Genomic DNA, 12786 nt, shown 5'->3' with positions numbered 1-12786 from the left:
ATGCGGTAAACAAGAAACAATGGGACGATACAGCGATCGTCCATCCTGCCCGCGCCCATAGCGCCTTATCGTGAAAAGTTAAACCTTGGCCTTCGCAGCTAAGGCGGCCGCCTCCTGCATTAGTGCAAAAGTGAGGCTCCTTGTGGCGATTTCCCGTGCTTTTTCGCGCGGCAGGGCCAGCGCCCCGGCCATAGCCCCACCCAGTTGCGAATCGCCCAGCGCCAGCAGCACCAGCATCAGCGTATTTTCGCGGATCAGTTCGGCGAGGTTGGGGGTGAGGGCGCTCTCCGCCAGCTTGTCGACCAGCCGGTGGATCGCTTCCACCACCGGGTCCAGCGCATCCTCATTGCCCGACGCCAGCATCCAACTGGCCAGCGCGCCCGCGCCCTCCCGGTCGAACGCGTCGAACGTCATGTCCACGATGATGCGGGGGCTGACTTCGCCGCGCCGCGCCGCATTGACCGCATCGCCGATCTTGGCCGTGATCGTGTCGCCCAGATGGGCGGCCAGCGCTTTTTGCAGGCCCGCCGCCGACCCGAAATGGTGGAGCAGATTGGCATGCGTCCGCCCGACGCGCCCGGCCACGGCTTTGAGCGTCACGGCCTGCGGTCCCGCCTCGATCAGCAGGTCGCGCGCCGCCTCCACGGCGACGAGGCGGCTCTCATCCTGGCTGAGGCGTGCGCGTTTTATTGACATGAGTGTCAGTTACTCTTATTTACACCAGTGTAAGTAACAACCGGAGGCATCCCCCATGACCCCGATCGATCTCACTATCACACCGCGCGACCGTCGCTTTGGACGGGATCGCACGGTCGCGCGACATTGGCTGAATGGCGACCCGATCGCCACGGCTTTCTTCAATGCCCTGTCGATCACCTTTCCGCGCGGCGAAGCCTATTTCATCGACAGCGTCCGCACCTTCCGCGATGGCGTGCCGGATCGCCTCGCAAGCGAAATCGCCGCCTTCATCAAGCAGGAAGTGGTGCATAGCCGCGAACATCTGGCCTTCAACCGGCAGGTCACGGATCATGGCTATGACGTATCGCGCCTCGACGCCGACGTGACGATGGTGCTGGACCTCGCCAAACAGCGTCCGCCCATCGCCAGCCTGGCCGCGACCATGGCGCTGGAGCATTTTACCGCCATCCTCGCCCATGAGTTGCTGAGCGATCCGCGCCATCTGGACGGGGCCGATCCGGAGATTGCCGCGCTCTGGCGCTGGCACGCGATCGAGGAGATCGAGCATAAGGGCGTCGCCCACGACACCTGGGTTCATGCCACTCGCGACTGGAGCCGCTTCAAACGCTGGTGGGTGAAGAGTGCGATGATGCTGGTCGTGACCAAGCATTTCCTGCACCACCGTGCCCGCGGCATGATGGACCTGTTGCAACAGGACGGCGTCACCGGCGTTCGCGCATGGGGCGGGCTGCTCAACTACGCGCTGGTCCGGCCCGGCATATTGCGCCGCGTCGCGCGACCATGGTTCGGCTATTTCCTGCCCGGCTTCCACCCTTGGGCGGTGGACGACCGCGCGCTCATCGCGCTGGCCGAAAGCCCTTATGCCGATGCGCTTCAACAGGACGCTCTGCCGTCGCCGGCTTGACCGGGCGCCAGGGACGGCGTCTTATCGGCGCATGACGCAAGCCCCCACGCTCGAAACCATCCGCCTGATCCTCCGCCCGCACAGGGTGGAGGATTATGCCAACTGCCGCACATTATGGGCCGACGCGGATGTCGTACGCCATATTGGCGGGATGCCGCAGGACAGCCAGGCGGTTTGGTTCCGCATATTACGCTATGCGGGCATGTGGTCGCTGCTCGGCCACGGCATGTGGGTGATAGAGGAACGCGACAGCGGCGCCTTCCTCGGCGAAGCCGGTCTGCTCAGCGCCGAACGAGGCATAGCCGAACTGGAAGGCGTGCCGGAAGCCGGCTGGGTGCTGGGTCCGCAAGCCTGGGGCAGGGGCATCGCCACCGAAGCGATGCAGGCGATCCTCGACTGGGCCGACGCGCATGTCGCCGCGCCCTCGCTCCGCTGCATCATCGACCCCGACAATGCAGCATCGATCCATGTGGCGGAGAAACTGGGTTTCCACGCGCTCGTCGATACCGATTATGGCGGAAAGCCGACGCGGGTATTCGATCGGCCGAAACACTAAAACATCGTCATTCCCGCGAAAGCGGGAACCCATCTCCCGATTTCTGGGTCTGACGATATCTTGTGAGATGGTTCCTCGCCTGCGCGGGGATGACGATGATATTTACGATATCGACTTCACGCCGCCACCAGCATCGCATCCCGATACAGGTCCATGGCCGGGTCGTTATCCTGTCGCATCGACTCGCCTTCCTCGAACAGCAGGCAATCGACCATGGCATCGCGGGCCAAGCTGTAACGCTGCGCCTTGTGTCCGGTGAAGTGGAAGCCGAGCTTCCGCAGGACATTGCCGGATGCCGGATTGTCCGCGAAGTGGCAGGCGCGGATATCGCGAACGCCATTGGCCCGCGCCATGCTCAGCACGGCGCGCGCGGCTTCGGTCGCAAAGCCCAGGCCCCAATAAGGGCGGGCGATCCAGTAACCCAGTTCCGGCGCGCCATCCTCGCTCAGATGGATGCCGCAACCACCCACCAGGCGCGGGGCGCCCTGGGTGCGGGTAAAGGCCAGCAGGCGCGGCAATTGCGGATGTTGCGGCAGCGCCAGAAAGGCTTCCGCATCGTCCAGTCCATAGGGGCTGGGCGCACGGGTCAGGTTACGCAGGACCGACGGATCACCGATCGTCCGGGCCAGCATGGGGGCATCTTCCATCCAGCCCGGACGAAGGAGCAGGCGGGGGGTACGGGCAAACATTCTCGTCTCTCCTCTTGGCTGCGCCGTTAGCCGTCAATGATGACGACTTCGCGACGGCATGGTCTGGATGATTCCCCGCCCGCAAGACGCGCGAGAAGGCGTGGAGTTCCAGAGGCTTGAGGGAAATCGGAAGAGGAAGTGCCGCTTTATTCTTTTGTCACGATCCGGCTGGAATCGGGCAACGGAAAAAGGGGCGCTCCCATGAAAGGAGCGCCCCTTGTTTCCCTCGAAAACCGGCAGCCGTCTAATGACATCTGCCGGGAGGATCGCCCCTTTTGCGGGGGACGATCCGTCATCGATCGTCCGTTATTCGGCGGCGAGTGCCACAGCGTCGACCGACACATATTTGCGGCCGAGCTTGCCGGTGTGGAATACCACGCGGCCTTCGTTCAGCGCGAACAGCGTGTGGTCCTTGCCGATGCCGACATTGCGGCCCGGATAGACGCGCGTGCCGCGCTGACGGATGATGATGTTGCCGCCGATCACTTCCTGACCGCCGAACTTCTTCACGCCAAGGCGCTTCGACTCAGAATCGCGACCGTTGCGCGACGAACCGCCAGCTTTTTTATGTGCCATGACCTAAACTCCTTAACTTATGTCTGCGCTCAGTCGATCGACACGATCTTGAGGATCGTGTGATTCTGGCGGTGACCGTTCTTGCGGCGATAGTTGTGACGACGACGCTTCTTGAAGACGATGACCTTCTCGCCCTTCGCCTGCGCGATGATCTCGGCGGCAACGGTCAGCTTGGCAACGTCCTTCAGGTCGCCGCCTTCACCGGCCAGCAGGACGTCGTCCAGCGTGACCTTGTCGCCGGCTTCGCCAGCCAGCTTTTCTACGACGATCTTGTCTCCGGCGGCGACGCGATACTGCTTGCCGCCCGTGCGCACGATAGCGAACATGGCTTGTCTCTTCTCGTTCAAATCTGCTTTACGCAACTCACCAAAGACATGACGCCTTGCCGACCCGCGCGGGAATGTGGCCCGTTAGTGGAATGACTCGCGCCTGTCAACCGATGGCAGTTTGGAACCGGGGTGGTTTTCCCGCTTTTTCGTTCCTATCTTCATGGCTACACAGGCCAGGTCGGCATTACAGATACGCTATTATAGGAGCAAGTCTCGCGCATGCGGCAGGATACAGGGTCATGGTGGAGCGGAAAGGGTGCGATGATGCGCCTGCCGATCCTTGCCGCCCTGTGGACGCTGCTGGCGGTGACTTTGCTGTCCGCTCTGGCGCCGCTGGGACCGCCGCTCAGCCGCGCGACCGGCTCCGCCTTCAACCCCGCGACTCTGGACGTGGTGCTCAAGGCCCGCGCCCAGCCTGCATCCCAGACGGCGGTGGAAACGCCCCGCCCCGGTGGGGACGGCGCATCGCCGCCCATGCTGCTCGCGCTGGCGCTGGCCATCGTCCTGCTCGCGATCCGCCATGCCCGCGCGACAGGCTCTGTCGCACGGTATCGTGCACCTCTTCGATCCCTTACCCCCGCGCGCACCCGCCGCGCCCGTGCGCCGCCCTTCGCTTCCTGACGATTCGCGTTAACGCCCGGCCCTCGCAGCCGGGCTTTCGTCGGAAGAAGGAGCATCTCCCATGGCTCGCAGGAAAGCATCGCGACGCATCCGTCGTCGCCGCCCACCCTGGTGGTTCATGCCCGCCATCATGTCCGGTCTGGCCGTTGCCGCCGCCGGCCTGTCGGCGATGATGATGACCGTCGTAGAATAAACGTCCCCTCCATCCGTTCGGCCGGGGCCAGTCGAGAAGCAGTCAGCTCCGCGCCTGCGTTCTCGACAGGCTCGAACCGAACGAATGTGGTATAAATATTCCCGCCGGACGGATCGCACAGCGTCCGGCGACAGGATCGAAAGGCTTTCATGCCCCATCACACGCCCCTGATCGGCACCATCGTTGCCGGCCTCGTCGTCGCCTTCATCATGGGCGCCATCGCCCATCGCCTCAAACTCTCGCCGCTGGTCGGCTATCTGGTCGCCGGCATATTGGTCGGCCCCTTCACGCCCGGTTTCGTCGCCGACGCGGGCCTGGCCAATGAACTGGCCGAAATCGGCGTCATCCTGCTGATGTTCGGGGTCGGCCTGCATTTCTCGCTGAAAGACCTGTTATCGGTCAAGAATATCGCCGTCCCCGGTGCGCTGGTGCAGATCGCGGTCGCGACCCTGCTCGGCATGGGCCTGTCCTATTATATGGGCTGGGGCCTGATGGGGGGCATCGTCTTCGGCCTCGCGCTCTCGGTCGCCAGTACCGTGGTGCTGCTGCGCGCGTTGCAGGGCGCCGACCTGGTCGAAACCCGGCGCGGCCGAATCGCGATCGGCTGGCTGATCGTGGAGGATCTGGTGATGGTCCTCGCCCTCGTCCTGCTCCCCGCGCTGGCCGGCGTCCTCAACAATGCGGACGGCGGTGGGGCAGGGGCGCTCATAGCGCCGCTGCTGGGCACGCTGCTGAAGGTCGCAGGCTTCGTCGCGGTCATGCTGATCGTCGGCCGTCGCGTCATCCCCTGGGCGCTCCACTGGGTCGTCCATACCGGATCGCGCGAGCTATTCCGCCTCGCCGTCCTCGCCATCGCGCTGGGCGTCGCTTTCGGCGCAGCCCTCGCCTTCGACGTGTCCTTCGCACTGGGCGCCTTCTTCGCCGGCATGATCCTGGGCGAAACCCCGCTCAGCCGCCGCGCGACGGAGGAGACACTCCCACTGCGCGATGCCTTTGCTGTGCTGTTCTTCGTGTCGGTGGGGATGCTCTTCAACCCCTCGATCGTGCTGGAGCATCCGCTGCCGCTGCTGGCGACGGTGCTCATCATCGTCATCGGCAAGTCGATCGCCGCCTGGGGCATCGTTCGCGCCTTTGGCCATGCCAATGTGACGGCGCTCACCATCGCCGCCAGCCTGGCGCAGATCGGCGAATTTTCCTTCATCCTGGCTTCGCTGGGCACGGGCCTTGGCGTCCTGCCCGCCGACGCGCGCGACCTCATCCTTGCCGGCGCGCTCGTCTCCATCTTCCTCAACCCCATCCTCTTCTCGCTCATCGTGCGCGACCACAAGAAGGATGACGATGAGGAAGTGGAAGCCGCCAAGGCGCCGGCACGCCCACGCATCGGCCATGTCATCCTGATCGGCTATGGCCGCGTGGGCAAATTGATCGCCCTGCGCCTGCATGAACATGACGTGCATTTCGTGGTCGTGGAAGGCGACCCGGAACGCGCGGAGGAGGCCGAGGAAAACGGCCTGTCGGTGGTGAAGGGCAACGCGCTGGAGGACAAGCATCTGCTCGCCGCCGGCATTTGCGAGGCGCGTCACCTGCTGATCGCGGTGCCAGAAGGCTATGAAGGCGGCGCCATCCACGAACATGCCCGCAACCTCAATGACAAGGTTCAGGTCATCGCCCGCGCCCATAGCGATGCGGAGGTCGAGCATCTGGAGCGGCTGGGCGTCCCCCATGTCGTCATGGGCGAACGCGAACTGGCCGGCCGCATGCTCACCCTGTGCGGCGTGCGATAAAAGAAAAGGCCCCGTTCGGTCATACCGAACGGGGCCTTTTTCAACTCGTCAAAGCAGGGCTATCAACCGCGCGAGCGGGGCGGGCCCTTGCGCGGGCCACCGGCGCCGGCGCCCTTGAACGGGCGCGGGCTGTGCGGACGACCGCCGCCCGGTCCGCCACGCGGCGGGCCGCTGCGGTTGGGACGCGAATCGTTGGACGGGCGCAGCTGCTTGCGGTTCTCGCGGGCTTCCTCGCGCGGTGCGCCTTCGGTCGGCTCGAACGTGACGTCCGCACCCTCGTCACCCGCTTCGCCGGTGCGCTTGACCGATGCGATGAACTTCGACGCGATGGCGCGCGGAATTTCGAACATCGTCTCGTTGGTGGTGATGCGGATCGCGCCGATGTCGCCACGCGACACATGGCCACGGCGGCAGATCAGCGGGAGGATCCAGCGCGGATCGGCATTCTGGCGACGGCCGATGTCCATGCGGAACCACTGCGTGTCCTCAAAGCCCGGACGCGGCCCGTCACGACGCGCAGGCGCCTCGCTGGCGTCCAGCAGCTCTTCGGGCGCAGGCATCGCCGCACGGGCGCTGCGCACCAGCATCGCGGCGATCTCCTTGGCGCTCTTGGCTTCCAGCAGTTCGCCACCCAGCGCCCAGTCGGACTCTTCCAGCTCCATCGGCTCCAGCAGGCGCGCGCGCAGCCGTTCGGCATCCTGCGCGGCGATCTGCTCCTTGCTCGGCGCCGTCGTCCATTCGACCGGGATCTTCGCCCCCTTCAGCATGGATTCGACGCGGCGGCGGCGCGGATAGGGCACGATGAGCACGGCGGTGCCCTTCTTGCCCGCACGGCCGGTACGGCCCGAGCGATGCTGCATGGTTTCCGCGTCGCGGGGCAGCTCCACATGGACCACCAGCGTCAGCGTGGGCAGATCGATGCCACGTGCGGCCACGTCGGTCGCCACGCAGACACGGGCGCGCTTGTCGCGCAGCGCCTGCAACGCATGGTTGCGCTCATTCTGGCTATGCTCGCCCGACAGCGCCACGGCGGCAAAGCCACGCTCGGTCAGGCTGGCATGCAGGTGACGCACATTGTCGCGCGTGGCGCAGAACAGGATCGCCGTTTCCGCTTCATGGAAACGCAGCAGGTTCACCACCGCATTTTCGATGTCGGCGGGCGCGACGGTCATCGCCTGATAGCTGATGTCGCCATGACCGCGCTCGGCCGAGATGGTCGCGATTTGCAGCGCGTCCTTCTGGTAGCGGCGGGCCAGCGCCACGATCGGCTTGGGCATGGTGGCCGAAAACAGCAGCGTGCGGCGGCCTTCGCCGGTCGCGTCGAGAATGCCTTCCAGATCCTCGCGGAAGCCCATGTCGAGCATTTCGTCCGCTTCGTCGAGCACGGCGGTCTTGAGCGCCGACAGGTCGAGCGCGCCGCGTTCCAGATGGTCGCGCAGACGGCCCGGCGTGCCGACCACGATATGCGCGCCCTGCGACAGGGCACGGCGTTCCTTGGCGGCGTCCATGCCGCCGACGCAGGTGGCGATGCGGGCGCGGGCGCCGGCGTACAGCCATTCCAGCTCGCGGCTGACCTGCAACGCCAGTTCGCGCGTCGGCGCGATTACCAGCGCCAGCGGCCAGGCGGGCGGGGGCAGGCGATCGGCGTCGCCCAGCAATTCGCCGGCCATGGCCAAGCCGAAGGCGACGGTCTTGCCCGAACCGGTCTGCGCGGACACGATCAGGTCGCGGCCATGCGCTTCTTCCTGCGTCACTTCGGACTGGACGGGGGTCAGCGCCTCATAGCCCTTGGTCGTCAACGCCTGGGCAAGGAGGGGGTGGAGTGTTTCAAATGTCATGTTTTTGTTTTCTCGTCGGTTAAAAGCGACCCGCCTTCATCCGACGGAATCAACATAACCTGTCTCGCTGTCGCCGGTTCGCGATCAGCCGGTGCGTCAGGTCAATTCGCACCCGTTCAGGTTGGTTGCCCAACCGCCATTCTCTCTCTCGGAATGGCAAAGGGGACAGGCGCTAAGGCCGTATCCCCTCAAACAAGAAAGCCTCCTTCCACATTCCGAGGAAGGAGGCTTGTCTCATAGTCTATAGCGCAAAACTCAGACCGAAGCGACTTCCGCCACATCGACCTTCACGCCCGGGCCCATCGAGGACGACAGGGCGATCTTGCGAACATATTTGCCCTTCGAACCCGACGGCTTCGCCTTGACGATCGCGTCGACGAAGGCGTCGAAATTCTTGCGCAGGTCTTCGGCCGAGAAGCTCGACTTGCCGAGGCCAGCGTGGATGATGCCGGCCTTTTCGACGCGGAATTCGATCTGACCACCCTTGGCGGCCTTCACGGCTTCGGCGACGTTCGGCGTCACGGTGCCCAGCTTGGGGTTCGGCATCAGGCCCTTGGGGCCCAGAACCTTACCCAGACGACCCACCAGACCCATCATGTCGGGGGTGGCGATGACGCGCTGGAAGTCGATGTTGCCGGCCTGGATCGATTCGAGCAGGTCTTCGGCGCCCACGATGTCGGCACCGGCGTCGAGCGCCTGCTGAGCCTTGTCGTTGCGGGCGAACACGGCGACGCGAACGTCCTTGCCGGTGCCGGCGGGCAGGGTGACGACGCCACGGACCATCTGGTCGGCATGACGCGGATCGACGCCCAGGTTGATCGCGATTTCGACGGATTCGTCGAACTTGGCGGTCGCGTGGGTCTTGATCAGGCCCAGCGCTTCGTCAACGCCGTGCAGCTTTTCGCGGTCGACCGCAGCGGCCAGAACCTTGGCCTTCTTGGTGATCTTCGCCATTATATCAGCCCTCCACCACGTCGAGGCCCATCGCGCGAGCGGAGCCTTCGATGATCTTCGTTGCAGCGTCGATGTCGTTCGCGTTGAGGTCGACCATCTTGGCCTGCGCGATTTCGGCGAGCTGGGTGCGGGTGATCTTGCCGGCTACGACCTTGCCCGGTTCCTTGGAACCCGACTTCAGGTTGATCGCCTTCTTGATCAGGAAGGTTGCAGGCGGCTGCTTCGTGGTGAAGGTGAAGCTGCGGTCGGCATAGACGGTGATGATCGTGGGCAGCGGGGTGCCCTTGTCCATGCTGGCCGTCTGCGCGTTGAACGCCTTGCAGAATTCCATGATGTTCACGCCGCGCTGACCCAGTGCAGGACCGATCGGCGGGGCGGGCTTTGCGTCTCCAGCGGGCACCTGGAGTTTGATATAGCCCGTAATCTTCTTGGCCATTGTCACTCACTCTTTAGCTGGCGGATGTGCGAACACATCTGCCGGTTCAAGTTTAGCGGTCGAACGGTTGTCACGAAGACAACCTCCCGCATTTGGCTCCATCCACCCTGACGGGCGATATGGAAGCGCGGGCCTATAGCGATGTTCGTTCCGAAAGGAAAGGGGGTCTGTCCCGTTCCCGAAAAATCCCAGCGCGGCCCTCAATCCTATCGCGATAAGCCGTTGCTCCCTGTTTCCCCGGCGCAGGCCGGGGTTCAGGTCCACGCTCTGAACTGGACCCCGGCCTGCGCCGGGGAACGGCCTTATCTGGATGGTCGTCCAGACGCCAAAAAGGGCCGCCGATCCGAAGAAAAGGCGACCCTTTTTGAAAACCAGCCTTGCGGCCAGTGCTTATTTCGACAGTTCGACCTGTTCGAAATCCAGTTCCACCGGGGTCGCGCGACCGAAGATCGACACCGACACCTTGACGCGGTTCTTTTCGAAATCCAGTTCCTCGACCACGCCGTTGAAGCTGGCGAACGGGCCGTCCAGCACCTTGACGCTGTCGCCGATTTCGTAATCGACGCTGACCTTGTGCTTGGGGGCGGCTTCGGCTTCCTTCTGGGCGCCGAAATAGCGGGCGGCGTCCGCCTCGCTGATCGCTTGCGGCTTGCCCATCGAACCCAGGAAACCCGTCACCTTGGGCGTGTTCTTCACCAGGTGATAGATGTCGTCGTTCATCGCCAGCTTGGCGAGGACGTAGCCGGGCATGAACTTGCGCTCGACCTGGACCTTCTTGCCGCGCTTGACCTCGGTGATGGTTTCGACAGGCACTTCGACCTGCTCGACCAGTTGCGACAGGCCCATGCGCTCGGCTTCGGACAGGATCGATTCCTTGACCTTGTTCTCGAAGCCCGAATAGGCGTGGATGATGTACCAGCGCGCCATGTTACCGTCTAAACTCCTGTTCAGAGCATTATGCTCAATGTCCCGACGCCCGCAAATCTAAGCCTTAGGCTTAACGACCCGCTGCCACGCCCAGCAACCACTGGACGATCGCGCCGAAGAAAGTGTCGATGCCAAAGAAGAACAGGCCCAGCAGCGTCGTCATGATGACGACCATCACGCCGGTCATCACCGTTTCGCGGCCGGTCGGCCATACGATCTTCTTCGCTTCGGTCTGTACCTGGTTGACGAATTCGCCGGGGGATACCTTCGCCATCGTCTGCCTTTGCACGTCTTGAAACCAACACCAAATCGCGAAGCAACAGTCCGCCCTCCCGATCCCGCTATGTTTCAGCGTCCGGGGGTGCGGCCGCACGCTCCGCGACCAACTTCGCCGGCCTGTAAGGCCGCGATTTCTTAACGGTGGACGTACCGCCCACCTCGAAATCGCTAAGCACACTTAGCCGCGAGCCCTTGCTTTTCAAGGGCTCGCGGCCAGTTCGCTTGGCAGGAGTGGAGGGACTCGAACCCACGGCATTCGGTTTTGGAGACCGACGCTCTACCAACTGAGCTACACTCCTGCACTGGCCGGGACCAGCGAAGGAGGGCGCTTTAGCGTGGCCGTGCGGGGAGGGCAAGCGCCATTATGCGGCTTTTTGCATTGGCTCTGCAACTTGCGTGTCGGCGCTGGTCTGCCGCTCGGCCTCCGCGTTGATCTGCGCGCCCAGCAACACGATATAGGCGGACACGAACAGCCACAGTTGCAGCACCACCACCGCGCCCAGCGACCCGTAGGTCTTGTTATAATTGCCGAATGTGGAAACATAGAAGGACACGCCCAGCGTCGCGGCCAGCCAGAACAGGGTCGCCGCCACCGATCCCACCGTTAGCCACTGCCACTGCGCGTGGCGCCGGTTCGGCCCGAACCGATAGATGAGGCCGAAGATCGTGCTGGCCAGCAGCCCCGCGCACACCCATGTCGCTGCCTTGATCGCGAACAACACGCCCGGACCCCAATTGGTCAGGAAATCCTGCAACAGGCCGATGATCGTGGCGGTAAACACGCCCGCGACCACCACCAGCACCGCCGAAAAGGTGATCCCCATCGACGTGCGATAGAATTTCAGGATGTTGCGGCCTTCCTTCTGGCCATAGACGATGTTGAGCGCCTCCATGATCGCCGACGCCGCACGGGTCGCGCCATAGACCGCGATCGCCAGCGCCAGCAGCAGCCCGAACCCGATCGCGGGTTTCCGCGTACTGACCACGCCCAGCAACTGGTCGTTGATCAGCGATGCGGCGTCGGCCGGCACGACGGAAATGATCGCCTGCATATGCCGCTGCACCATCGACGGATCGCCGAACAGCCCATAGGTCAGCACCACGGCCGCCAGCAAAGGCGCGATCGACAGAAACGCATAATAGGCCACGCCCGCCGCCAGCAGCCCGACATGATTGGCCGACAGCGCGCCATGGACGCGCTTCAATATCTCCCACCATCCTCGCGCCGGTATCTTCCACGGCGCATCGACATGCACTTGGCTCGCGACGGTAGCGGTCATCACATTCCCCTGCTGTTCACCAAAGCAAGCGCGCAAGGGGGGAGGGTGGTTCCCTCATGAAGACGGACGGGCGATGGAATGGCGGTGTTGGGTGGCTTCCTGCCATACCCCTCCCGCTTGCGGGAGGGGCAGCGAGACTTGCGCGCGAAGCGCGTTAGTCGCAGCGGGGTGGGCTCTAGCGACGGCCTGCCCACCCCCTAGCCCCCTCCCGTAAACGGGAGGGGGAACATGGACAATTCTGATTGCAAGCCGGCTATCCCTCTCCCGTGGGGGAGAGGGCTGCGCAGACTTGGCAGCTTGCTGCCTAGGCGTAGCTGGGTGAGGGGGGGCAGCCTCACGAGAATAGACCGGCCTTGCGCCAGTCCCCCCCTCATCCAACTCCGCCTAACCGCTATGCGGTAAGGCTCCATATCCTTCTCCCTCAAAGGGAGAAGGACGACGCTTCAGCCACTCCTACCAAGCTTCCAATGTAGGATTTTCTCTGGTCTATCCTGCGGGATGAAAGCCTCGTCCTCCAATTGCATCACCGATCGGTCGGCACGCAAAGGCGCGATGCTGGCGCGCGAGTGGCGCGATCCTGTGACCCTGATGGCGCGCGATCGTGACCCGAATGCCGCGCCGGTGACGCCTCGCGAGCGCGTTGCGAGCGCTTCGGGCGCGAAAAGCCGCGCAACACTGTGAACTTCGCCCTGTCGCGTCGTCATGATCTCGATCGCCGCCG

16 protein-coding genes and 1 tRNA gene are annotated in these 12786 nt (G+C 63.9%); 6 read left to right on the top strand and 11 right to left on the bottom strand.

The genetic code is table 11. The features are described from left to right. Positions 1-78: 78 nt before the first annotated feature. Entirely contained in the window at positions 79-696 is a 618-nt protein-coding gene (locus F4U94_RS12650; RefSeq protein WP_120250604.1) for a TetR/AcrR family transcriptional regulator, read from the bottom strand. Positions 697-751: 55 nt separating this feature from the next. On the opposite strand from F4U94_RS12650, the gene F4U94_RS12645 reads away from it, so the two are divergent. Together F4U94_RS12645 and F4U94_RS12640 are read left to right on the top strand one after the other, a co-directional pair. Next, entirely contained in the window at positions 752-1603 is an 852-nt protein-coding gene (locus tag F4U94_RS12645; RefSeq protein WP_120250603.1) for a metal-dependent hydrolase, read from the top strand. Positions 1604-1634: 31 nt separating this feature from the next. Beyond that, positions 1635-2159: a GNAT family N-acetyltransferase gene (locus F4U94_RS12640; RefSeq protein ID WP_120250602.1), complete on the top strand. Its 525-nt coding sequence runs from the start codon at positions 1635-1637 to the stop codon at positions 2157-2159. A gap of 116 nt (positions 2160-2275) precedes the next feature. On the opposite strand, the gene F4U94_RS12635 is transcribed toward F4U94_RS12640, so the two are convergent. The 3 genes from F4U94_RS12635 to rplU form a co-directional block, all read right to left on the bottom strand. Continuing rightward, entirely contained in the window at positions 2276-2848 is a 573-nt protein-coding gene (locus F4U94_RS12635) for a GNAT family N-acetyltransferase (RefSeq protein WP_120250601.1), read from the bottom strand. Positions 2849-3154: 306 nt separating this feature from the next. After that, positions 3155-3424, bottom strand: a complete 270-nt coding sequence (gene rpmA / locus F4U94_RS12630) for a 50S ribosomal protein L27 (protein WP_120250600.1) — start codon at positions 3422-3424, stop codon at positions 3155-3157. Positions 3425-3453: 29 nt separating this feature from the next. Continuing rightward, positions 3454-3750, bottom strand: a complete 297-nt coding sequence (gene rplU / locus F4U94_RS12625) for a 50S ribosomal protein L21 (protein WP_120250599.1) — start codon at positions 3748-3750, stop codon at positions 3454-3456. A gap of 222 nt (positions 3751-3972) precedes the next feature. Between rplU and F4U94_RS12620 the strand changes: the two genes are divergently transcribed. From F4U94_RS12620 to ybaL, 3 genes are all read left to right on the top strand, one after another. Continuing rightward, complete coding sequence (locus F4U94_RS12620) at positions 3973-4374, top strand: hypothetical protein (protein ID WP_232015715.1); 402 nt, start codon at positions 3973-3975, stop codon at positions 4372-4374. A 61-nt stretch (positions 4375-4435) separates the two neighbouring features. After that, on the top strand, positions 4436-4567 hold the full coding sequence (locus F4U94_RS25365; protein ID WP_269462501.1) for a hypothetical protein: 132 nt from the start codon (positions 4436-4438) through the stop codon (positions 4565-4567). 149 nt (positions 4568-4716) lie between these two features. Next, positions 4717-6351, top strand: a complete 1635-nt coding sequence (gene ybaL, locus F4U94_RS12615) for a YbaL family putative K(+) efflux transporter (protein ID WP_120250597.1) — start codon at positions 4717-4719, stop codon at positions 6349-6351. Positions 6352-6413: 62 nt separating this feature from the next. On the opposite strand, the gene F4U94_RS12610 is transcribed toward ybaL, so the two are convergent. The 7 genes from F4U94_RS12610 to F4U94_RS12580 all read right to left on the bottom strand — a co-directional run bounded on the left by F4U94_RS12610 (position 6414) and on the right by F4U94_RS12580 (position 12065). Beyond that, on the bottom strand, positions 6414-8189 hold the full coding sequence (locus F4U94_RS12610; RefSeq protein WP_120250596.1) for a DEAD/DEAH box helicase: 1776 nt from the start codon (positions 8187-8189) through the stop codon (positions 6414-6416). A gap of 255 nt (positions 8190-8444) precedes the next feature. After that, complete coding sequence (rplA, locus tag F4U94_RS12605) at positions 8445-9143, bottom strand: 50S ribosomal protein L1 (RefSeq protein WP_120250595.1); 699 nt, start codon at positions 9141-9143, stop codon at positions 8445-8447. A 4-nt stretch (positions 9144-9147) separates the two neighbouring features. Then, the gene (rplK, locus tag F4U94_RS12600; protein WP_120250594.1) at positions 9148-9579 is read right to left on the bottom strand and encodes a 50S ribosomal protein L11; all 432 of its coding nucleotides are present in this window, start codon (positions 9577-9579) and stop codon (positions 9148-9150) included. A 390-nt stretch (positions 9580-9969) separates the two neighbouring features. Further along, positions 9970-10506, bottom strand: coding sequence for a transcription termination/antitermination protein NusG (gene nusG, locus F4U94_RS12595; RefSeq protein WP_056687666.1), 537 nt, complete (start codon positions 10504-10506; stop codon positions 9970-9972). Positions 10507-10576: 70 nt separating this feature from the next. Further along, complete coding sequence (secE, locus tag F4U94_RS12590) at positions 10577-10780, bottom strand: preprotein translocase subunit SecE (RefSeq protein WP_056687668.1); 204 nt, start codon at positions 10778-10780, stop codon at positions 10577-10579. Between the two features lie 228 nt (positions 10781-11008). Further along, positions 11009-11084: transfer RNA gene (locus F4U94_RS12585), tRNA-Trp, on the bottom strand. Between the two features lie 63 nt (positions 11085-11147). Next, positions 11148-12065: a YihY/virulence factor BrkB family protein gene (locus F4U94_RS12580; RefSeq protein WP_120250593.1), complete on the bottom strand. Its 918-nt coding sequence runs from the start codon at positions 12063-12065 to the stop codon at positions 11148-11150. Positions 12066-12563: 498 nt separating this feature from the next. Here F4U94_RS12580 and F4U94_RS12575 point away from each other — a divergent pair, with 498 nt between their 5' ends. Next, complete coding sequence (locus F4U94_RS12575) at positions 12564-12746, top strand: hypothetical protein (RefSeq protein ID WP_120250592.1); 183 nt, start codon at positions 12564-12566, stop codon at positions 12744-12746. The last annotated feature ends 40 nt before the right edge of the window (positions 12747-12786 follow it).

The sequence above is a fragment of the Sphingobium limneticum genome (assembly GCF_008710155.1).
Taxonomy (GTDB): Bacteria; Pseudomonadota; Alphaproteobacteria; order Sphingomonadales; family Sphingomonadaceae; genus Sphingobium; species Sphingobium limneticum.
This window is presented reverse-complemented; position numbering and strand designations above follow the sequence as displayed.